Origin of the sequence: Methylomonas koyamae (assembly GCF_001644025.1) — a bacterium.
In the GTDB taxonomy this organism is placed as follows: Bacteria; Pseudomonadota; Gammaproteobacteria; order Methylococcales; family Methylomonadaceae; genus Methylomonas; species Methylomonas koyamae_A.
The window spans coordinates 1-21,284 of record NZ_LUUK01000036.1 but is presented as its reverse complement, the minus strand read 5'-3'; the positions used below and the strand labels follow the sequence as shown (position 1 = coordinate 21,284).

Here is a 21,284-nt window from a genome sequence, read left to right as displayed (position 1 = left end):
AAAATAGCTGTAGGCTATTGACTTATATAGAGTATTTTTTCTGGAAAAATCAACCGTCAATGTGGGCACGCCGATTGCTCCGCGAAAGCCGATGCCGCGCGGATTCGTCGATTCAGGTTGTCTGGAGCAGAAACACCCGGAATAGTGCTTTCTATCCGTTTCCATCGCCCCGCAGCCGCCGCATCGGACTATCACCCACGACAGGATACATTATGAGAAAAACCATCACACTTCCCTTGGCCTTTGCAGCCGCGCTGGCGCTGGGCTACAGCCTGATGCCGCGAATCGAGGCGCCTTATACCGGTGTCGGCAGCGTCGAAACGCTAGGCTCGGTTTACGAACGCTGGAAATCCGCGTTCGAAATACAGGGCCACCCGGAAACCGTCAACATCGGTCTCGGCTATTCCAAATCGCTTTCGCGCGAACTCAGCGACGGCCAAGGTCAGGCCGCTATCGATCTGATGAGCGGGCAAGTGCGCATTTCGGTTAAAGGCTTGTCTGCCGAGCGGCCCTACGATGCCTGGCTGATCGACAACCATCACAGCGGCAACGCGATCAAGCTGGGTCCGTTGTCCGTAAAAGCGGACAAACAAGTTTTCGCAACCATGCTCGATCGCGACCGTCTGAACGGCTTTACGTTGGACAGCGTTGCGATAACCTTGGCCGGCAAAACCCCAAGCGAAGGCGGTCTACTATTCGGTTCTCCCGGATTGCTGCAACGGGTTTACTATACTGAACGCTACTGGCCAGCGGCCAATCTGGGCACTGTCGGCCACGCGGAACCGGCGGGTCAAGCCGAAGTCCCTTTCGGTTTTCTGCTGCCTAAAACGGCACACGCCGCCACCGCGGCAACCACCGACCAACAATTGGCCGAATTAATCGCCAAGGGTCAAAAGCTGTTCACCGAAGAAACCTTCGGCGGTAACGGCCGAACCTGTTCCACCTGTCACCGTCCCGACCGCAATCACACGATCGATCCGGCGTATATCGCTAAATTACCGCCCAGCGATCCGCTGTTCGTCGCGGAAAACAACCCGGCCCTGGCTGATCTGGAAAAACCCGCGCTGTTACGTCAGTTCGGGCTGTTCGTCGCTAACGTGGACGGCTTCGACAAACCGCCGGTGATGCGGGCAGCGCCGCATTTGCTGGGGTTGTCGGCTTCGTTGAAATTCGAGACATTGGCGATGGGTGGTGAATTCACCGAAGACAACGATTATTTCGCGGAACACGATCCGATCGCACAGCAAGACAATCGCCAAACCGAAGCCATCGGCTGGGGTGGCGACGGCGCGCCGGACGGCGGTTCGTTGCGCGATTTCGCCAAGGGTGCGGTCAAACAACACTTGCCCAAGCGTTTGGATCGGGTCGAGAATGTCGATTTCCGGCTGCCAACCGAAGACGAATTGGATGCGCTGGAAGCTTATATGCTGTCGCTGGGGCGTAGCGCCGACATCAATCTGGCGGCGATGACCTTCAAGTCGCCGCTGGTGCAACGCGGTCTGAAATTGTTCAATACCAAGAACAACCCCGGCGAGACCTTGAGCAACGGCTACCCGGTCGGCGGCACGCCGGTCTTCGGCACCTCGGCCAACTGCAATGGCTGCCATATGAACGCCGGCGCGATCAGTTCCACGACCGGCGGTAATCCGACCCGCGACACCGGCATCGAGCGCATGCGCGATCAATTGCATCACCTCGCCGACACTAGCGTGGCCTACGACGGCGGATTCGGCCAAGTTCTGCAAAGCGATTGCGGTCCGGACTACGATCAGCCTTGTTACAGCGACGGAAGCGTCGATCCGCGCAACATTCGGCCCGCGGATCATCCGCGCCTGAACCGTTTCAACACGCCCCCGTTGGTCGAAGCCGCCGATACCGCGCCGTTCTTTCATAATAACAGCGTCACAACGCTGGAAGAGACCGTCGCCTACTACAACACCGAATCCTTCAACCAGTCGCCGGGGGCGTTTACCTCCAAAGGCGTCAATCGTCAGGTGAAGCTCGACTCGTCGCAAGTTATCGCGGTTGCGCTGTTTCTGCGTTCGATCAATGTGCTGGAAAACATCCGCAGTTCGAATGCGCTGGATCAAAAAGCCATCGACCAGGCTAACGCCAACAGCGTGAAATCGGTAAAACTGGCCATCGCCGACACTCAGGATGCAATCAGGATGCTATCCGAGGCGGTGATCAATCCCTATCCGGAAGCCCTGAACAAGTTGGAAAAAGCATTGGATTATGAACATCGCGCCGTTAACGGGTGGTTCATGACTGGTGGACAACGCCTACGCTTGCTGCAACAGGCCATCACTCTGAAAAATCAGGCCACGGCCTTGATCGTCACCGAAGGCTAAAAACGCCTTCTTTCCGAAAGCCCGCGCGCGGCAACGCGAGCGGGCTTTTTCATGCGGAAGCGTTGCAACCAAGCCGATTGCCGGTCGATGATATATTTTCCCTCGTCTCGAGTCCTAAAGCTGGATTGCTGAGTTGTTCGACCTAGCGGTCCAGGTAATCAAGCTCCGCATCCTTAAGGTCCTGTCGGGCAATGCTGTTTTTAAGCGTAACCAAGCGCCGCCGGCCGCGCCGGACCGGCTGCTAGCCTCACACCGTCGACTCTAAGCCTCGCTCATTCCGAACTGACGGAGGGAGGCGATTACGTTAATAATTGAACATTGTTTAATTATGTAATATATTGGCGCCCGGCAATTCGCTGACTGTCTGCTAATATGCGCGCACGGGAGGATATCTATGTTAAAGATTGTTTTACGCTGGCTAATGACGCTGGTCTTCAAGGTGAAGGTCAATGGTTTGGAGCACTACGCCCAAGCCGGCAAACGGGTGCTGATTATCTCCAATCACACTTCTTTTCTCGATCCGTTGTTACTTGGCGTGTTTTTGCCGGACGACATCACTTTCGCGATCAATACCCAAATTTCCCAACAATGGTGGCTGAAACCGTTTTTAAGGTTATCGACGGTCTTTCCGATGGACCCAACCCATCCGCTGTCCTTGAAGGCACTGATTCATCATTTGCAAAACGACACCCGCACGGTCATTTTTCCGGAAGGCCGTATCACCGTGACCGGCTCGCTGATGAAAATCTACGACGGTACCGGCATGGTCGCCGACAAATCCGGCGCGACGATTTTGCCGATCCGGATCGACGGCGCCGAGTACACCCATTTTTCCAAGCTGCGCAATATCGTGCGCTTGCGCTGGTTTCCGCGCATCACGCTGCAAATTCTGCCGCCGACCCGGATAGACACCCACGGCGCGGTGACCGGCAAAGCCCGCCGAAAATACAGCGGCCATATTTTGGCCGACATCATGACCGAGATGATGTTCGCCAGCAGTCACTACCGGCAAACCATTTTTTCGGCGTTGTTGGAGGCCAGAACGATACACGGTGGTAAACATCGGGTAGCCGAAGACCTGGATCGCAAACCGCTGAATTACGATGCTTTGGTGACCCGTAGCATTATTGTCGGCAAACTGTTGCGCAATATCAGCACCAGCGGCGATCAGGTCGGTGTTCTGCTGCCGAATTCGGCAAAAACCCTGTGCGTGATTCTAGGTTTACAACTGTATGGCCGAGTTCCGGCGATGTTGAATTACTCAATCGGCGCGACGGGTATGAAGTCGGCGTGCCGGACCGGGATCGTCAAAACCGTGGTTAGCTCGCGGCGCTTTATCGAACTGGCCCACTTGCAAACCGAAGCACAGGCTTTGTCCGAGCAGGTGAATCTGGTGTATTTGGAAGATTTGGCGGCCGGCGTGAATGCCTTTGCCAAAATCATCGGTTTTATCCAAGCCAAGACCGCCGACTATTGGTACGATCACCGCCGCTGCAGTCCGGACGATGCCGCCGTGGTCCTGTTTACGTCCGGTTCCGAGGGCGAACCGAAAGGCGTTGTGTTGTCGCACGGCAATATTATCGCCAATCACAAACAGTTAAAGGCCAGGATCAATTTCAATCCGCAAGACGTGGTGTTGAATTTTCTGCCGATGTTTCATTCCTTCGGTTTCACGGTCGGCACCATGCTGCCGGTGTTGAACGGGATGACTACATTTTTCTATCCGTCGCCGCTGCATTACAGCGTGATTCCGGAAATCGCCTACGACATCGGCGCGACCATCATGTTCGGCACCAATACCTTTTTGGCGGCTTACGCCAAGAAAGCCCACGCCTATGATTTCTATAACATGCGTTACGTCGTGGCCGGCGCCGAAAAATTGCAGGAAAGCACCCGCCATTTGTGGATGGACAAATTCGGCATTCGGATATTGGAAGGCTACGGCGCCACCGAAACCGCGCCGGTGACCTCGGTCAACACGCCTATGGACTACAAAGCGGGTAGTGTCGGCCGTTTCATGCCCGACATGCTCTACAAGCTGGAGCCGGTGGAAGGCATAGAGCACGGCGGTAAACTGCATGTCAGCGGCCCCAACATCATGAAAGGCTATCTGCTACCGACCAATCCCGGCATCCTGGTACCACCGGCCTCGGTCTACGGCGACGGTTGGTACGATACCGGCGACATCGTGCAAGTGGACGACGAAGGCTTCATCCACATTCAAGGGCGCAGCAAACGTTTCGCCAAAATCAGCGGCGAGATGGTGTCGCTAACTGCGGTCGAGCAACTGGCCGGTCAGGCCTGGCCGGTCAGGCCTGGCCGGACGGCCATCATGCCGTGGTCGCCCTACCCGATCCGAAAAAAGGCGAGCAACTGGTATTGCTGACCAACGTCAAGCTGGCGACGCCCAAGGCCCTAGCGGCGGCCTCGCCCGGCGTGGCGGCAATCAATCTGCCGAAAAAAGTCATGATCGTCGAACACATTCCGATATTGGGAACCGGCAAAACCGATTACCCCGGCGCGACCCAATTGGCAGCCGAGTGGTTAAACGCCGCAAACACCGACGACGGCGACGACGCCTGACCCTAGCGACTTAATCCTAACGCCCCAAGGTCATGAATAAATCTATCTACCCGCTGTTGGTCGCCCAATTTTTGTCCGCGTTCGCCGACAACGCCATCTTGTTTACCGTTATCGCGATGGTAATGCAAGCCGACCATCCGCCGCCGTGGTATGTGCCGGCGCTGCAAAGTGTGTTTCTGGTAGCGTTCGTGGTGCTGGCGCCCTGGGTCGGCGGCATCGCCGACCGACATCCCAAGGCCAGAATCCTGATCGTTGCCAATCTGATTAAGGCTGGCGGAGCCGGTTTACTGTTATTGCAGGTCGAACCGCTGCTGGCCTATTGTCTGGTCGGAGTTGGCGCGGCGCTATACAGCCCCGCCAAATACGGGATATTGCCGGAACTGGCTGGCCACGCCGGTTTGGTCAAAGCCAACAGCTGGATAGAAGGTTCGACGATACTGGCGATTCTGACCGGTATGACGGTCGGCGCCAGACTGGCCGATTATTCGGTGTATTGGGCGCTGACCTCGACGATCGCGCTGTTTATGGTCTCGGCCGCGACCACGTTATTTTTGCCGACCGGGCTGCGCAAGCCGATTCCGGAGGGATCGAAGATCTTGCTGTTTTTCCGCGAGGTCCGCGAGTTTCTGGCGTCGCCGCGTTCGCGCTTCGCGGTTCTCGGCGCTTCGCTATTCTGGGCCGCCGCCGCCGCGGTACGGGTGATCGTCATCGCCTGGGCGCCGGCGGTATTGCTGATGCATAACGCCAGCGACATCGCCGATTTAACCTTGTTTTTGGCAATCGGCATCGTTGCCGGCGCGGCCTTGGTACCGCGCCTGATTCCGCTGGAACATCTGCGCCGAGCCAGACTGCCGGCATACGCGATGGGTTTGCTGATCGTAGCCTTGAGCTTTACCGACGCAGTTTGGCCGGCACGCGCGGTGTTGTTTTTAATGGGTACCGCCGGTGGGATGTTCATTGTCCCGATCAACGCGGCTTTGCAGGAAATCGGTCAGCAAGGCATCGGCAGCGGCGGCGCGGTGGCGATGCAGAATTTCTTTCAGAACCTGGCGATGTTGATCGCGGTCGGCGGTTATACCGCCGCGGCGGCCGAAGCAAACCAGCCGGCCATAGCCCTGATCGTGCTCGGTGGCTTGTTGATGGCTGCTACCTTCGTCGTGGTCCGGCATTTGCCTGAGACTACGCCACCCGCCAACCCCGAATAAACGTCGACACCAACAGCGACACCGACGCCCGGGCCGAGTCGATCCCGGACGGTTGGCCATGCCCGGTCAGCGCCAATATACTGATGCCGTGGACCCCACTCCACAACGCGCGCGCCGCTCGCCGCTCGGATTCCGCGTCGGTACCGGCATGCAGTTGCCGTATCAAGCTTTCGACGATATCGAACATATACTCGATTTTTTGTTGATACCAATCCGGTGGCGCTTCTTCGCTCTGCATATCGAATATCATCCGCCAGCGGTTGAAATGTTTGGCGGCGAAATCCAAGTAAATATCCGCCAGTTTCATCAAACGTTCGCCCGGATCGCCGTCGGCCGGACAGGCCGCCAGATGCTCGGCCAACTCGTCCAGTGCCCTCGCTTTCAGATGAATGATCAGATCGCTCATATTGGCGAACACCATGTAAATGCTGCCAACCGTGTAGCCTATCTCCATCGCGATTTTTCTGACCGTCAACGCATTGAAGCCGTCCTCCACGACGATGGTTTCGGCGGCGGCCAAAACCATTTCCTTGATTTGCTCCTGACTGTGTTCGCTTCTTCTAGCCATGTTTACCCTGCGGCAGCGTCCAAAAACCTTTAACATACACGACCTTGGATTGGGAATCGAGTCATGCATCACGAATTACTGGCGGTTGTCGACCAGGACGACCACGTCGTCGACCATTTACCGCGCGGTGTGATTCACGCCCAAGGGCTACGCCACCGCGCGGTGCATATTTTAGTCTTTAACCGACAAGGCGAGCTGTTTTTGCAAAAACGCTCGATGTTGAAAGACTTGAACAAAGGACTCTGGGACAGTTCGGCGGCCGGCCATGTCGATGCCGACGAGGACTACGAAACCGCCGCGCCGCGCGAGCTGATGGAAGAATTGGGCGTCAACGCCGACCTGCAAGCACTGTTCAAATTAGCGCCGACACCGGACTTGGGTATGGAATTCATCCAGGTGTACCGTTGCCGTCACAACGGTCCATTCCAGTTGGCGGAAACCGAAATCGACGACGGCATCTGGCTAACGTCCGACGCCGTCAGCGAACGGGTCGAACGCGACGATCCGACCCTGACCGTCACGTTCAAAATTATCTGGCGCCGCTATCGCGGGCAGGGCCGCACGGCTTAGATCACTCTACCGTCAAGCGCTGGCCGCTCTTGGCCTTGCTTTTTACCAGGGTCAGTGTCAATACGCCGTTATCGTATTTGGCCTTGCTGGCGGTCTGATCGATATCGACCGGCAACTGAAAGCTGCGCGAAACCTGACCGTAATAGCGTTCGCTGCGCAGAAGCTTATCTTCGCTGGACTGGCTGTCGATCTGACTGATGTCGGCGCTGATACCGACCACGTTGCCTTCGATACGGACGTGGATGTTGTCCTTGCTGGCGCCGGCCAGTTCGGCTTCGACGATGAATTCGTTCGGATTTTCCTTTATGTCGACTTTGATCTGGCTAGGCAGGGGATCGCCGTGCAACGGCCGCACCAGATAGCCGGGACTAATATCCCGAAACAACTCGTCGAATAAACCGCGTTGACTGAATGAACTCAAACTGCTCATCACAATTCTCCTGCTGTTATTAGGGGAAAGCCAATGATACGGAATGAATCGCGGTTTGAAAACAACCGGCGGATAGCCTAAACGGCCTACTGAAAAACGAAGTTGGCGGAGCGGACGGGGCTCGAACCCGCGACCCCCGGCGTGACAGGCCGGTATTCTGACCAACTGAACTACCGCTCCGCTGTTAAGAGCGGCGCATTCTACAGTATATTTGCTAACCGTCAAGCAAAACCAATACCATTTATGCCAGATATTCCCTGCCCGCTTTGCGGCGCCGCATCTTCCGTCGAGTTTCATCGCGACCGTAACCGCGACTATCGGCGTTGCGGTCGATGTCGCCTGGTCTACGTGCCTGCCAGCCAGCATTTATCGCAGGATGCCGAGAAAGCGATTTACGATTTGCATCGGAACCAAACGGACGACCCCGGTTATCGTTGTTTCCTGTCGCGCTTGGCCGCGCCGTTGCAAGAACGCTTGGCGCCCGGCGCTAGCGGCCTGGACTTCGGCTGCGGCCCCGGTCCGGCCTTGGCGGCAATGCTAAGCGAAGCCGGCCACGCGGTGAAGCTATACGATCCGATTTACGCCGCGCACCCGGCCTTGTTGTTACGCCAATACGATTTCATTGTCTGCACCGAAGTGGTCGAACATTTTCGGCGGCCGGCACAGGAGTTCGAACGAATATTCGGCATGTTAAGGCCTGGCGGCTATCTGGGACTGATGACCAAACTGGTCATTGACGCCGCCGCCTTCGCGCGCTGGCACTATAAGAACGATCTCACCCATGTCGGCTTTTATTCCCGAGACACCTTGACTTGGTTGGCGGACCGTTATGACTGCGGCATCGAATTCGTGGCCGCCGACGCCATCATTCTGCGTCGCAATCCCGACCGTTACAGCGATTGACTTCGACCGTGACATGGTCCAATTGGGAGAAGCCGGCCAAGCGGGTTTTGTAATACGCTGGCGACTGGGGGAATTGCGTGACGACGCCGACAATGGCCGCGCAATGATTGGCGCTGAGTCGCCAAACGTGCAGATCGCTGACCTTGGTTTCGCCGTCGGCCTCCAGTTCACCGCGAATACTGTCCAAAAAACCGGTTGCCATACTCTGATCCAGCAACACCGGCGCCGTCTCGCCGACCAGTCCGTAAGACCAAATCAGGATGACCAACGCGCCGACGAAGCCCATCGCCGCATCCAGCCAGACCCAACCGTAGTATTTGCCGGCGAGCAGCGCGACCATCGCTAGCACCGACGTCAATGCGTCGGCCATCACATGCAGATAGGCGGCCCGTAGATTATGGTCTTGGTGGTGATCGTGAGAATGGCTGTGGTCGTGATCGTCATGATCGTGGTGGCGATGATCGTGGCCTTGGTCGGCATGACCATGGTGATGATCGTGGTGATCGCGCAGCAACAGCGCGCTCAACAAGTTGATACCCAGCCCCACCGCAGCCACGATAATGGCTTCGTCGAAGCGTATCGTTTGCGGCATCATCAGCCTTTCGACCGACTCGGCGGTCATCGCCAAGGCCACCATCGCCAACGCGATCGAACTGGCAAACCCCCCGAGCACCCCAACTTTCGCCGGACTGAACGCAAAGGTATTGTCGAATTGGTGCAGCCGGGTGTAACGATAGGCAAAGATGGTGATCATGAAAGCGACCACATGGGTTGCCATGTGCCAACCATCGGCCTGCAACGCGATCGAATGAAATTGCATGCCCGCGCCGATCTCAACCAACATCGTCGTAAACGTCAACAACAACACCCATTTGGTCCGCCGCTCACCCTTACGGTTGATTCTGGCGAAGTTGTGCGGATGCTCCCAACGACTTAATTGATGTACATGCATGACTGGCTTCCCGATTTCCCGATGCTGGCGCGAATTCAAAACCGCATTCTAGCTCAGCCGACCGGCAAACTCCCAGTACGTTCTCGGCGCCAATTCACGATTCGCTTTAAAATGCCGGTTCCGTTATACCCACCTAAATTCCGATGGCCAATCCGTCCGTTTTTACCGTCAGCCAGCTCAACCGCGAAGCCAAGCGCTTGCTAGCGCAGCATTTCCTAACCGTACAAGTACAGGGCGAAATATCCAACCTCAGCCTGCCGGCTTCGGGTCACGCCTATTTCACGTTGAAAGACGCGCAGGCCCAGGTACGCTGCGCGATGTTCAAGGGCCAGCAATCGACGCTGCGGTTCAAGCCGGCCAACGGTCTGCAAGTGCTGGTGTCCGCCCAAGTCAGCCTGTACGAGCCGCGCGGCGATTACCAACTGGTCGTCGAACGGATGGAGGCGGCCGGTGAAGGTGCGTTGCGGCAGGCTTTCGAACAATTGAAAGTCAAGCTGTCCGCGGAGGGTTTGTTCGACAGCGACCGTAAACAAGTATTGCCGCTAATTCCAGCCCGGATAGGCGTTATCACTTCGCCGAGCGGCGCGGCGATCCGCGACATCCTGACGGTCCTGAAGCGGCGCTTTCCGGCGATTCCGGTGGTGATTTATCCGGTCGCGGTGCAAGGCGAGGCCGCGCAATTCGAAATCAGCGCCGCACTGGCGGCGGCCAATCGCGATGCGGCGGTGGACCTTGTGATTCTGGCGCGCGGCGGCGGTTCGCTGGAGGATTTGTGGGCGTTCAACGAAGAACGCGTGGCTCGGGCGATCGCCGCCAGCCGCTTGCCGGTGATCGTCGGCGTCGGCCATGAAACCGACGTTACAATCGCCGACTTCGTTGCCGACCTACGCGCACCGACACCGTCGGCCGCCGCCGAACACGCCGTACCGGAACAAGCCGCTTGGCTATATGCCTTTACCGACGCGGAACGGCGCTTGACGCGACTAATGCAACTGAAACTGAGCAGCTCTCGGCAACAGCTGGCTTGGCGCGAAAAAGCCTTGCAGGCTCAACACCCCGGCGAAAAACTTCATCGCAACGCCCAACGCTTGGACGAACTGGAGCGCCGTCTGGCCCACGCTCAGCAGCGCCGGCTTAGCCAGCAGCGTCAACACTGGTTGCAAATCGAGGCTCGCCTGAAACAGGCCCAGCCCACCGCCGCATTGGAACGCTACCGGAATCGCTTGGATTTTCTGGAGCAACGGCTGGCTGCGGCGATGAACCGTAAACTGGCGGACCTGGCCCAACGCCAAGCGGCGGCGGGCGCCACCCTGCACGCGGTTAGCCCGCTGGCAACCTTGCAGCGCGGCTACGCGATCGTCCAACGTCACGGCGAAACGGCAATCATTAAATCGGCCGCGGATCTGGCGGTCGGCGATTGGTTGGACATCCGTCTGGCGAGCGGACAAGTGGTCAGCGAGGTCAAACGGCTTACACGGGACGTGGCCTAGCGCAAGTCCAGCGCGGCGTAGCTGTCGTGGTCGTCGACGGCGGCGGACGCCCGGCGGATCATTTCCAGATTGGGTTCGGCGTCCATCAGACCGCCGATCGCCAAGGTCACGACCATCGCTTCGAAAGGATAGAGTAGATGGGCACGATAGCGGCGTAGCAAGCCCGATTCGTCGAGCTGATCGATGCCTTGTTCGGACAGCGCGCCGAGATAGCGCTGCAATAATGACCGTTCGTGCGCGCGTCGCACTTCGGGAGTCAGCGCGGTCGCCATAAAGTAGGCCAGATCGCCTATCCCTTCGCCGGCCCTGACCAACTGCCAGTCGAGGAACCCCGGACCCGACGAGGTCCAGAACAAGTTGCCTGGATGACAATCGTGGTGAATCAGGGTTTTGGTGCCGCTGCTGAGGGATTGCGTAATCCGGCGGCGATTCCGGGCATAGTTCAGCGCTGTGCCGTGCAAGCGAGTCGGCACCAATCCGCCGGCCCTCCGCAGTCCCCGCTTCATCAGCGGTACCGCCAGAACCGTACCCATTTGATGCTCGATTTGCTGACTGAAGCCGTTGAGCCAGCGGTGCTCCCGCAGCAAATGGGCGTTCCCCCAAAATCGTCCGTGAAAACGCGCCAGATTGTCGACGACTTGAACGGCCTGTTCCGCCGTCAAGGCCTCGCCGGATTGACCGGCCCTGTGGCCGAACTCGGCCAGATCCGCCATCACCAGCGTACTGCCGCCCCAGCGCGTTTGGGCGGCCAGGATTTTAGGCAATCTCACCGGCAAGGACGGCGCCAGCGCCTTATAAAAACTGACTTCCTTGTGCAACAACCGAGGCAGGGCGGTGATCAGCCTGGAACGCCAGGCCAGCGACGGCGTTTTGATAAACCAGCGCGACGGCACCTCCGCTTGGGCATCGTGTTGCACGGTAATCCGCCAGCGGGTCGAGGTACCGACATTGACCGAATCGACGCAGACGTCGGCGACTCTGGCCGCCGACACGTGTTGATCAACGATTCGCTGCGCCCATTGTCGGGACAAATGTTCGGGCTTAGCCAGGACTATATCGGGCCGCGTGCTCACCACGCCCCCTGTTGCGCCGGCCGGCGTCGCTCGGCCACTTCGGATCGGCCGCCTGAAAAAAATGGGTTCATCGTCGCCTGTCGAATGAAAATTGCGTTGACGCGCCGCCGCTCGAAACTATCGATGAGGACCGGCGCAACCTAACATTTCTTAACAAAAGCGGCGCATTTTACTATTAGGGTGGTAAGTTACAACCACGAGCGCGCGCCGCGCATTTCGATTGCCCATATCGGCCAACAACTTTTGCTAGAATCTGGAATGTTTACAAGCCCTTTTTCATCGCCTCCGGTATCCAATGCCTATCCCATCATCTACCCTAGCGCCGGCGCGTCTTGATGTGTTCGGCACCGAAGTGACGGCTGCCTATCGACTGAGAGGAAGCGGCCAACGTGGTTAAGGCTTTGCGTTCGCCGGGCTTCACGACCAGCCTGTGGTTGACATTCGCGGTTTTCGTTGGCTTTACCGCGATGTTCACCCTGTACGTCCGTTCGGAGAAAGCGATAGACCGAGCCAACGACATCCGTATTCAATCGGTGTTACTGGCTGGCGAATTACGCCAGTCCTCGGATGATCTGACCCACATGGCGCGCAGCTATGTGGTCACCGGCCATCCGATTTACAAGCAACACTATCAAGAGATTCTGGATATTCGCGACGGTAAAGCGCCAAGGCCGGTCGACTATCAAAATGTCTATTGGGACTTGGTCTTGGCCGACGATCGACGGCCAAGACCTTCCGAAGACCGAGCCGCGCCATTGCTGGACTTAATGCGCACGGCCGGCTTCAGCGACACCGAAATGGCCGATCTCGCCTTGGCCAAGACCCGCTCCGACGCGTTGACCGCGATCGAAAGGGCCGCGATGGCTCTGGTCGATCAGGCGGAGCCGATCGCCGATCCGACCCGCATGCGAGCTAGCCAAATGGTGCACGATGCGGCCTACCACCAAGCCAAGGCGGCGATCATGGAACCGATCGGCTCCGCCTACCAAATGGTCGAAAACCGTACCCAACAAACCGTGAACGAAGCGATTTCCACCGCGATGACGATGCGGATCGGTCTAATCGCTCTGGCCGCGCTTCAGGTGCTGACCTTGCTGTTTGCGCTCCGCAATCTGAACCGAGCGTTGGGCGTTTCGGTGGAAGAACTACACAGTCATATGGTCCGCATCGGCGGCGGCGACTTTCGAACCGCGATTCCGCTGACGGCCAAGCAAGACAACAGCGTGATTGCCTGGCTGGCCGACATGCAATGTCGGCTGGCCAGCCTGGAGGCCGAGCAGCTTCAAGCCGAAATGCGGGCTCGGCGGCTGACTCAGTTGTACGCAGCGCTGAGTCAGTGCAATCAAGCCATCGTGCGCTGCGCCAATCAGGAAGAATTGTTTCCTATCATCTGCCGCGACGCGGTGTTGTTCGGCGGCATGACGATGGCCTGGATCGGTTTGGTGGACGAATCCGCCCGAACGGTCAAACCGGTTGCCGGTTACGGCGACAGCATGGACTATCTGAATCAGCTTGAAATCAGCATCGATCCGAATCTGCCGAGCGGGCGCGGCCCCACCGGGATTGCGATACGCGAGGACCGCCCTTACTGGTGCCAGGACTTTCAAAACGATCCCAATACCGCCACCTGGCGCGACCGAGCCACGGAGTGCTACGTCCAAGCGTCCGCCGCATTGCCCTTGCATCGCGACGGCCGGGTCATCGGCAGTTTTAATTTATATTCAGGCCAATTAAATGCCTTCGACGACGACGCCCGAAACCTGTTGCTGGAAATGGCGATGGATATCGACTACGCGTTGATGGGCTTCGACCGTGAGGAAGAACGCCGCCGTAACCAGCAAGCCGAGCAGTTTCGCGGCTTTATGTTGGAGAGCTTGAATAGCGGAGCACCGCTGTCGGCGATATTGATCGACGTCGTCACCAAACTGGAGTCCATTATCGCCGACAGCCGTTGCTCGGTACTGCTATTGGACGAAGCCACTCAACAATTGCGCTTAGCGGCCGCGCCCAATTTACCGGAATTTTATAATCAGGCGGTCGACGGCTTGCCTATCGGTGCCGGCGTTGGCGCTTGCGGCAATACCGCTTACACCGGCCAACGCACCATCGTTGCCGACATTCAAACTCATCCGTACTGGGCCGCGTACCGCGACATCGCCCGTCATGCCGACCTGGGCTGTTGTTGGTCGGAACCCATCCTCGCCAACGGCAACCGCGTACTGGGTACCTTCGCAATTTATCGAAGTTATCCGGCGGAGCCCGACCGCTATCATTTGCAACTGCTGCAAATGGCGGCGGATTTCGTGACGCTGGCGATAGAGCGTAAGAAAGCCGAGGACGACATTTATTTCCTGGCCAATTTCGATCCGTTGACCGGCTTGCCGAACCGGGCCAGGCTTAACGAACATCTGAAGCTGGCGATCGGCATCGCGAAACGCACTAACGGGCATCTGGCCCTGATGTTCCTGGATTTGGACCACTTCAAGGACATTAACGATACCTTGGGGCACACCATAGGCGACGCCTTGCTGATTGAATTGGCCGGCCGCCTGAAACAAGTATTGCGAGACGAAGATACCATCACTCGTCTGGGCGGCGACGAGTTCATCTTCCTGTTGCCGGGCACCGATGCCACCGGCGCGGCTTGGGTCGCTCAGAAATTGCTGGATACCATCGCCGCCGCGTACCGGATCGATCAGTACGATTTAACGTTGACCGCCTCTATCGGGATCGCCATCTATCCCGGCGACGGCGACGACCTGGAAGCGCTATCGCGGTGCGCGGATACCGCAATGTACCGCGCCAAACAGGAAGGCCGCCACGGCGCCCGATTCTTCACGCCGGAAATGCAGGCCAGTTCGGCCCGGAATCTGCAACTGTTGAATGCGTTACGATCGGCGTTGGAGCGCGACGAATTGACCTTGCACTATCAACCCCAAATTGCCGCCGGCAGCCGGCGGCTTATCGGTGCCGAAGCCCTGTTGCGCTGGCGGCATCCGGAATTGGGTTTGGTGTCGCCGGCCGAATTCATTCCGTTGGCCGAAGAGAGCGGCTTGATCCTGAGCATAGGCGAATGGGTGATCCGAACCGCCGCCCGCCAAGCCGAAAGCTGGCGCCAAGCCGGCTTCCCGCCGTTCATCATGGCGGTGAACGTATCCGCCGCCCAATTCAAACAGCCTGAACTGCCCGAATTGGTCGCGGACATTCTGCATGAAGTCGGCCTGCCGGCCGAATACCTGGAACTGGAATTGACCGAAGGCGTGGCGATGCACAATCCGCAAGGCGTCATCGCGATGATGGCGCAGTTTCACGAGCGCGGCATCCGGATGTCGATAGACGACTTCGGGACCGGCTATTCGTCGCTGAGCTATTTGAAGAAATTCAAGGTTTACAAATTAAAAATCGACCAATCCTTCGTCCGCGATCTAACCAGCGACCAGGAAGATAAAGCCATCGTGGCGGCGGTGATCAGTTTGGCGAAGAGTCTGGGCCTGAAGACCATCGCCGAAGGCGTCGAGACGGTCGAACAACTGGACTACCTGCACCAGCAGGGCTGCGACGAAATGCAAGGCTATCTGTTCAGCAAGCCGCTCCCGGCCGAGGCCTTCACCGATTGGTTGCGAGCACATGCCGAACCGGCATCGTCCGGCGATTGATCCCGCGACAACGTTCACGCGCGGCCCAGGACTAACGAGATCGGAATGACGACACTTTATTACAGCCACGCGGACTGCTTAAACCACGACACCGGCCCCGCCCATCCGGAAACAGCGGTTCGTCTGCGAGCCATCGATAGCGCACTGTCGTCAGCGGACTTCGCCAAACTGGTGCGGGTCGCGGCGCCATTACCGAACGACATCGAAGACAAATTGGCCTTGATTCACTCAAAGGCCATGATTGCCAAGGTCGTTGAAGCCGTTCCGGCCGAGGGACTGGTAAAGTTCGACGCCGATACGGTCGGGTCGGCGGGTTCGCGTTCGGCGGCATTTCGGTCGGTCGGCGCGGTGTGCGATGCTATCGACAAGGTGTTGAGCGGTGCAGCGGATAACGCTTTTTGCGCGATCCGTCCACCAGGCCACCACGCAATGCCGGACTACCCGATGGGGTTCTGCCTATTCAACAATATCGCGATCGGCGCCGAATACGCCAGAACCCGTTACGGGCTGACGCGCGTCGCCATCGTCGATTTCGACGTACATCACGGCAACGGGACTCAAGCGGCGTTTTACGCGCAGCCGCAAGTGTTGTACGCATCCAGCCATCAGTGGCCGCATTATCCAGGCAGCGGACTAGCGCGGGAAACCGGGGTCGGCAATATCGTCAATCTCCCGCTTGCCGCCGGCACCGACGGCGCGACGTTCCGGACCCAATACCGGGAAACCCTAATACCGGCCGTCGCGGCCTTCCAGCCTGAATTGCTATTGATTTCGGCCGGCTTCGACGCTCACCGCGACGATCCGCTGGCCGGCTTGAATCTGCTGGAAGCCGATTTCCGATGGTTAACCGACCAACTCTGCGAGATTGCCCACGCCTGTTGCCGGGGGCGGATCGTTTCCAGCCTGGAGGGCGGCTATGATCCTCGAGCGCTGGGCGCCAGCGTGGCGGCGCATGTCGCCGCTCTAATGGCGAGCGGCGACGCCCAATGAGTGTTTATTGCAAATTGCTCAGCGTGTAGACGTAATCGCTGTCCTTCATCGGCGAATGACAAGCAAAACAGGTCGCGGATTTGTCGCTGTCCAGCATCTTCAAGGTTTTGCCTTCCCAAATGCCGAATCCCCAACCGCCGGTATTCGAGTATTTCCGGCTGTCCTTGACCATCGCTTCGGCGGCGGTGAATGCGCCGGGAACCGTGGCGGCTTCCCAATTCGGATGTTTTCGTTGATCCCATTTGATTTTGGCGATAACCGTGCCGTCGGGCCAAGGCTTGGTTTTGCCAGCCCGAGCCGCCGCGATGGCGGCATCGTTACCAACGATGGCGCGCACACTGTTCTTATCGTGGCGTAGCGATACGCCCAACAAGCGCCAGTCGCGGTATTCGCCATGCTCGATTTTGGCCGCGACGCCGGTCTCGGCCAGAGTTTCGCCGCCGACCAGCACCAATGCCGACGCGACCAGCACGCCGGCGTATTCGATAATTTTCATGAAATGCTCCGTTCCGTAAGATTGATTCGGGCCGATAGTCTAACCGCAAACCCACGCATCGGCGCGATCAGTCGGCGAAACGCTGGTATTCGCCTCTCGCCGGTTGATGCTGGTGTGCAATACTTCGAGAGTGTTGGTGTTAGCGACCTGAAAGCCAGCGACAAGGCCGGCTCGGGAGTTAAACACCTCCGGCGGCTATGAAACCGAACTGCCTGGATTTAACGGCACGAAGCGGACTCTTCGACCGAGCCCGAGGAGACGGAGCTTAGCGGTTCGAGCAATAACCGCTAAGCTCGGGAAAATTTAACGCAGCTCGTCGGCTTCTTCGCCGATTTCCCACTCTTCGGTCGCGGTTTCGATGATCTTGCCGGATGCGGCATCGACTTCGACTTTGGTTTCCACGCCTTTGTCGCTAACGACATCGAACTCATAAGAAGACGCGCCGTTTTCCTCGACTTCGTATTCCACTTCCTGGATAGTACCCGGATACGCTTTCAGTACCGTGGCAGCGGCATCTTCCTCGGTAACCTTGACGTTTTTCTTGAAGCTGCTGGTGTTAGGATCGGCGACTTCGGTTTCACGTTCGGTGATTTTGCCGCTATCGGCATCGCAAACAAACTCCCATTCGGTCCGATTGGCGTCGCGAACTTCGACTTCGTAAGCGCCTTTGCCGGCAATATTGAGTTTTTCCAGCTTCAACAATTCGCCGGCTTTGTCCTTTTTGACCGCCTGCAAACAATTTTCCAAGCCTTGGTCGGCCGCGGCGCTGGCGCCGGCGAAAATCAGCAAAGCAACGGCGATTCCAATTTGTGACTTATTCATGACATCCTCCCAAAGGTTGTTAAAAAAGGAATAATTCCCGATTTACGGGAATTATAGCCAATTTAACCCACGAGGCCATGTCTTTTTGCGCAGGCAACGATGGCCGGCCGGCCGGACAGTCCGAGCTTGAGTTTGATTTGGGTCTGCGTGTTCGAGACCGTCTTGCGACTGACACCCAATTGAACGGCAATTTCAGCCAGCGATTTACCGTCGGCCAAGAGGCAGAAAACATCGTATTCGCGCGAACTCAACGCGCTGAACGGTTCGAGGATTTTTTTTAGCTGACGCAAGGCCAACATTTGCGCGATACGCTGATCGATAAAATAGCCGCCGGCCGCGATCTGAACCAGAATCCGCGCCAGTCGGTCGGCCGGGAGCGGCGCCAGCAGAACACCCAACGCACCGCTAGCCAAGCAACTCAAGGCGTCGTCGACCGACATCTCAATCACCGCCGCAATCTTGCAATCGGGATACGTGGATGCAAGGCTTCTAATCCGGGTCGGTAGTCCCGCGCCCGCCAATAATACGATGTCGGCATGGTCCGTCGTTATACCGTCCTCGGGCGACAGGGCGATGCCCCGCGCCGCCAACACCGCGACATCGATGCCCAAAGCCTCGGCTTCGGCGCCGCTCAAGACCGCCCGCAATGTCACGGACATGCGCCGAACCGGCTAAGCGAACCCAACCAACCGAAATTAGCCGACCCAAACCCGCGCATTTCGAAACATTCGCAACCAGGCGCCGTCTTCGCGCCAGTCGGCCGGATGCCAGGAATTCTGCACCGCTCTAAAGCAGCGTTCGGGATGCGGCATCATGATGGTGAAGCGACCGTCACTAGACGTCAGGCCGGTAATGCCGAAAGGCGATCCGTTCGGATTCGCGGGGAAGGCCTCGGTTGCTTGGCCGGCGTTGTCCACATAGCGCACGGCGATCAGCCCGTCGCTCGGCCCCTGTTCGCCAAACACCGCCCTACCCTCGCCGTGCGCCACCACCACCGGCAATCTGGACCCGGCCATGCCGTCGAAGAAAATCGACGGCGACGCGGCAATTTGGACCATCGCTACGCGAGCCTCGAACTGCTCAGACACGTTACGTTTGAAAGCCGGCCAATGTTCGGCGCCCGGGATGATGTCCTTCAAGCCCGACATCATCTGGCAGCCGTTGCAGACGCCCAGGCCAAAGGTATCCGGGCGGGCGAAGAAGGCGGCGAATTCATCGCGCGCCTTCGGGTTGAACAAAATCGACTTGGCCCAACCGCCGCCGGCGCCGAGTACATCGCCGTAGGAAAAGCCGCCGCAGGCCACTAAACCCTTGAAGTCGCTCAGACTAAGCCGGCCGGCGATAATGTCGGTCATGTGCACGTCGATCGCGGCAAAGCCGGCACGGTCAAATGCCGCCGCCATTTCTACGTGGCCATTGACACCCTGTTCGCGCAAGATGGCGACTTTGGGGCGCTCGGCATGCACGAATTGAGCGCTGATATCGTCGTTGATATCGTAGGTCAACACCGCCGACAAGCCGGGATCGCCATCATCGGCAATACGTTCAAATTGCTGTTCGGCGCAATCCGGATTGTCGCGGAGCGCTTGCATCCGGTAGCTGACTTGCGACCAAGTTTGCTGCAATTCGGCGCGCGTCGCACCGTAAAGCTGTTGTCCCGCCTTGAATATCCGCAATTGCTGACCGTCGACGACGCGACCGACCACATGGCTGCAATCGTCCAGACCGGCGTGGTCCAGCAGGCGAGCAACGTGGTTATAGTCGCTATTTTTGACCTGCAACACCGCGCCTAATTCTTCGTTGAACAACGCCGTCAGTGCGTCGCCCGGCAAATCGGACAAATCCAGATCGACACCCAGGCGGCCGGCGAACAGCATTTCGGCGACTGTCGCCAACAAACCACCGTCGGCACGGTCGTGGTAGGCCAGGATCAGGCCCTTGTCGTTCAAGGTTTGGATCGTTTCGAAGAAACGTTTGAACAACATCGCATCGTCCAGATCCGGCGCTTGGTTGCCGAGCTGACAATAAACCTGAGCCAGAACCGAGCCGCCGAGACGATTTTTGCCGAATCCCAAGTCTATCAGCAACAGTACGCTATCTTCGGCCTTCAGTTCGGGGGTCAAGGTGGTACGGATGTCCGTGACCGGCGCGAACGCGGTAATGATCAACGACAGCGGCGCCGTCATGGTGTTATCCGTTTGACCGTCGTGCCAGACCGTCTTCATCGACAGCGAATCCTTGCCAACCGGAATTGCGATGCCCAGCTCCGGGCACAATTCCATACCGACCGCCCTGACGGTATCGAACAATGCCGCGTCTTCGCCGGGGCTGCCGCAGGCTGCCATCCAGTTCGCGGATAATTTGACATCGCTCGGTTTGGCTATGCGCGCGGCGGCCAGATTGGTCAGCGCTTCGCCGATCGCCATCCGGCCGGACGCCGGGCCGTCGATCAGCGCCAGCGGCGTGCGTTCGCCCATCGCCATCGCTTCGCCGGTATACGCGTAAAAGCCCGACGCGGTGACCGCGACATCGGCAACCGGCACCTGCCAAGGACCGACCATCTGGTCGCGCGCCACCAACCCGGTCACCGAACGGTCACCGATATGGATCAGGAAACTCTTGTCGGCCACGGCCGGAAATGCCAGCACGCGCTTGATCGCTTCGGCCAGTTCGACCGGTTCCAGCGATAAGTCCGGCAGATTTTTACTGATACGTTGCACATCGCGATGCATTTTCGGCGGCTTACCGAACAGCACCGACATCGGCAGATCGATAGGTGTAGACGTTCCGAACCATTCGTCGCTCAAACTCAAATGTTCTTCGTCGGTGGCGTGGCCGATCACCGCGTACAAACAATGCTCGCGTTGGCAGAATGATTCGAACAAATCCAAAGATTCCGGTTTGATTGCCACCACGTAGCGTTCCTGGGCCTCATTGCACCAGATTTGCATCGGCGACATGCCTTTGTCGGCACTCCGCACCTTGCGCAGCTCGAAGCGACCACCACGAACGCAGTCGTGGATGATCTCCGGCACCGCGTTGGACAAACCGCCGGCGCCGATGTCGTGGATCGAGACAATCGGAGTGCGCTCGCCCAGCGAATTGCAGTGGTTGATCACTTCCTGACAACGGCGCTGCATCTCCGGGTTTTCCCGTTGCACCGACGCGAAATCCAGTTCCGCCGCGCTGGCGCCG

The 21,284-nt window shown here is 58.1% G+C and carries 17 protein-coding genes and 1 tRNA gene; 9 read left to right on the top strand and 9 right to left on the bottom strand.

Features of this window, described 5'->3' with window-relative positions; genetic code table 11:
• Nucleotides 1-212 precede the first annotated feature (212 nt).
• The 4 genes from A1355_RS03455 to lplT all read left to right on the top strand — a co-directional run bounded on the left by A1355_RS03455 (nucleotide 213) and on the right by lplT (nucleotide 6,139).
• The gene (locus A1355_RS03455) at nucleotides 213-2,351 is read left to right on the top strand and encodes a hypothetical protein (RefSeq protein WP_064025013.1); all 2,139 of its coding nucleotides are present in this window, start codon (nucleotides 213-215) and stop codon (nucleotides 2,349-2,351) included.
• Nucleotides 2,352-2,745: 394 nt separating this feature from the next.
• The gene (locus tag A1355_RS03450; RefSeq protein WP_331710106.1) at nucleotides 2,746-4,737 is read left to right on the top strand and encodes an AMP-binding protein; all 1,992 of its coding nucleotides are present in this window, start codon (nucleotides 2,746-2,748) and stop codon (nucleotides 4,735-4,737) included.
• A complete protein-coding gene (locus A1355_RS26480) occupies nucleotides 4,689-4,934 on the top strand; it encodes a hypothetical protein (protein WP_331710105.1) in 246 nt (81 codons plus the stop codon). The genes A1355_RS03450 and A1355_RS26480 overlap by 49 nt, the downstream gene beginning before the upstream one ends.
• Before the next feature lie 32 nt (nucleotides 4,935-4,966).
• Nucleotides 4,967-6,139 (top strand): lysophospholipid transporter LplT, encoded by a 1,173-nt coding sequence (gene lplT, locus A1355_RS03445; protein WP_064025011.1) that lies wholly within the window; start codon nucleotides 4,967-4,969, stop codon nucleotides 6,137-6,139.
• Here lplT and A1355_RS03440 read toward each other — a convergent pair.
• Nucleotides 6,114-6,707 carry a TetR/AcrR family transcriptional regulator gene (locus A1355_RS03440; protein ID WP_064025008.1) on the bottom strand — a complete coding sequence of 198 codons (594 nt, stop codon included), beginning with the start codon at nucleotides 6,705-6,707 and terminating at the stop codon, nucleotides 6,114-6,116. The genes lplT and A1355_RS03440 overlap by 26 nt on opposite strands.
• A gap of 63 nt (nucleotides 6,708-6,770) precedes the next feature.
• On the opposite strand from A1355_RS03440, the gene A1355_RS03435 reads away from it, so the two are divergent.
• Entirely contained in the window at nucleotides 6,771-7,277 is a 507-nt protein-coding gene (locus tag A1355_RS03435) for an NUDIX hydrolase (RefSeq protein ID WP_064025006.1), read from the top strand.
• Between the two features lies 1 nt (nucleotide 7,278).
• On the opposite strand, the gene A1355_RS03430 is transcribed toward A1355_RS03435, so the two are convergent.
• A complete protein-coding gene (locus A1355_RS03430) occupies nucleotides 7,279-7,707 on the bottom strand; it encodes an Hsp20/alpha crystallin family protein (protein ID WP_082885336.1) in 429 nt (142 codons plus the stop codon).
• Nucleotides 7,708-7,810: 103 nt separating this feature from the next.
• Nucleotides 7,811-7,887: transfer RNA gene (locus A1355_RS03425), tRNA-Asp, on the bottom strand.
• 63 nt (nucleotides 7,888-7,950) lie between these two features.
• Between A1355_RS03425 and A1355_RS03420 the strand changes: the two genes are divergently transcribed.
• The gene (locus A1355_RS03420) at nucleotides 7,951-8,610 is read left to right on the top strand and encodes a class I SAM-dependent methyltransferase (RefSeq protein WP_064025004.1); all 660 of its coding nucleotides are present in this window, start codon (nucleotides 7,951-7,953) and stop codon (nucleotides 8,608-8,610) included.
• Here the strand turns inward: A1355_RS03420 and dmeF are convergent.
• On the bottom strand, nucleotides 8,573-9,562 hold the full coding sequence (gene dmeF, locus A1355_RS03415; protein ID WP_064025002.1) for a CDF family Co(II)/Ni(II) efflux transporter DmeF: 990 nt from the start codon (nucleotides 9,560-9,562) through the stop codon (nucleotides 8,573-8,575). The two genes, A1355_RS03420 and dmeF, sit on opposite strands and share 38 nt — an antisense overlap.
• A gap of 143 nt (nucleotides 9,563-9,705) precedes the next feature.
• On the opposite strand from dmeF, the gene xseA reads away from it, so the two are divergent.
• Nucleotides 9,706-11,052, top strand: a complete 1,347-nt coding sequence (gene xseA / locus A1355_RS03410; RefSeq protein ID WP_064025001.1) for an exodeoxyribonuclease VII large subunit — start codon at nucleotides 9,706-9,708, stop codon at nucleotides 11,050-11,052.
• On the opposite strand, the gene A1355_RS03405 is transcribed toward xseA, so the two are convergent.
• Complete coding sequence (locus tag A1355_RS03405) at nucleotides 11,049-12,125, bottom strand: ecdysteroid 22-kinase family protein (RefSeq protein ID WP_231883543.1); 1,077 nt, start codon at nucleotides 12,123-12,125, stop codon at nucleotides 11,049-11,051. The genes xseA and A1355_RS03405 overlap by 4 nt on opposite strands.
• A 389-nt stretch (nucleotides 12,126-12,514) precedes the next feature.
• Here A1355_RS03405 and A1355_RS03400 point away from each other — a divergent pair, with 389 nt between their 5' ends.
• Both A1355_RS03400 and A1355_RS03395 read left to right on the top strand, forming a co-directional pair.
• Nucleotides 12,515-15,781 carry an EAL domain-containing protein gene (locus tag A1355_RS03400; protein ID WP_064024997.1) on the top strand — a complete coding sequence of 1,089 codons (3,267 nt, stop codon included), beginning with the start codon at nucleotides 12,515-12,517 and terminating at the stop codon, nucleotides 15,779-15,781.
• Nucleotides 15,782-15,826: 45 nt separating this feature from the next.
• On the top strand, nucleotides 15,827-16,771 hold the full coding sequence (locus A1355_RS03395; protein WP_064024995.1) for a histone deacetylase family protein: 945 nt from the start codon (nucleotides 15,827-15,829) through the stop codon (nucleotides 16,769-16,771).
• Between the two features lie 4 nt (nucleotides 16,772-16,775).
• Here A1355_RS03395 and A1355_RS03390 read toward each other — a convergent pair whose 3' ends face one another.
• From A1355_RS03390 to purL, 4 genes are all read right to left on the bottom strand, one after another.
• Complete coding sequence (locus A1355_RS03390; RefSeq protein ID WP_064024993.1) at nucleotides 16,776-17,267, bottom strand: cytochrome P460 family protein; 492 nt, start codon at nucleotides 17,265-17,267, stop codon at nucleotides 16,776-16,778.
• A gap of 303 nt (nucleotides 17,268-17,570) precedes the next feature.
• The gene (locus A1355_RS03385) at nucleotides 17,571-18,089 is read right to left on the bottom strand and encodes a PepSY domain-containing protein (RefSeq protein ID WP_064024991.1); all 519 of its coding nucleotides are present in this window, start codon (nucleotides 18,087-18,089) and stop codon (nucleotides 17,571-17,573) included.
• 62 nt (nucleotides 18,090-18,151) lie between these two features.
• Nucleotides 18,152-18,748, bottom strand: coding sequence for a response regulator transcription factor (locus tag A1355_RS03380; protein WP_064024989.1), 597 nt, complete (start codon nucleotides 18,746-18,748; stop codon nucleotides 18,152-18,154).
• 36 nt (nucleotides 18,749-18,784) lie between these two features.
• Nucleotides 18,785-21,284 (bottom strand): phosphoribosylformylglycinamidine synthase (gene purL / locus A1355_RS03375; protein ID WP_064024987.1); only part of this gene is annotated, 2,500 nt, incomplete at its 5' end.

What these genes read in the sequence shown, in the direction of transcription:
- A1355_RS03455 (WP_064025013.1), top strand. Translation starts at nt 213, where the DNA reads ATGAGAAAAACCATCACACTTCCCTTGGCCTTTGCAGCCGCGCTGGCG.
- A1355_RS03450 (WP_331710106.1), top strand. Translation starts at nt 2,746, where the DNA reads ATGTTAAAGATTGTTTTACGCTGGCTAATGACGCTGGTCTTCAAGGTG.
- lplT (WP_064025011.1), top strand. Translation starts at nt 4,967, where the DNA reads ATGAATAAATCTATCTACCCGCTGTTGGTCGCCCAATTTTTGTCCGCG.
- A1355_RS03440 (WP_064025008.1), bottom strand. Translation starts at nt 6,707, where the DNA reads ATGGCTAGAAGAAGCGAACACAGTCAGGAGCAAATCAAGGAAATGGTT.
- A1355_RS03435 (WP_064025006.1), top strand. Translation starts at nt 6,771, where the DNA reads ATGCATCACGAATTACTGGCGGTTGTCGACCAGGACGACCACGTCGTC.
- A1355_RS03430 (WP_082885336.1), bottom strand. Translation starts at nt 7,707, where the DNA reads ATGAGCAGTTTGAGTTCATTCAGTCAACGCGGTTTATTCGACGAGTTG.
- A1355_RS03420 (WP_064025004.1), top strand. Translation starts at nt 7,951, where the DNA reads ATGCCAGATATTCCCTGCCCGCTTTGCGGCGCCGCATCTTCCGTCGAG.
- dmeF (WP_064025002.1), bottom strand. Translation starts at nt 9,562, where the DNA reads ATGCATGTACATCAATTAAGTCGTTGGGAGCATCCGCACAACTTCGCC.
- xseA (WP_064025001.1), top strand. Translation starts at nt 9,706, where the DNA reads ATGGCCAATCCGTCCGTTTTTACCGTCAGCCAGCTCAACCGCGAAGCC.
- A1355_RS03395 (WP_064024995.1), top strand. Translation starts at nt 15,827, where the DNA reads ATGACGACACTTTATTACAGCCACGCGGACTGCTTAAACCACGACACC.
- A1355_RS03390 (WP_064024993.1), bottom strand. Translation starts at nt 17,267, where the DNA reads ATGAAAATTATCGAATACGCCGGCGTGCTGGTCGCGTCGGCATTGGTG.
- A1355_RS03385 (WP_064024991.1), bottom strand. Translation starts at nt 18,089, where the DNA reads ATGAATAAGTCACAAATTGGAATCGCCGTTGCTTTGCTGATTTTCGCC.
- A1355_RS03380 (WP_064024989.1), bottom strand. Translation starts at nt 18,748, where the DNA reads ATGTCCGTGACATTGCGGGCGGTCTTGAGCGGCGCCGAAGCCGAGGCT.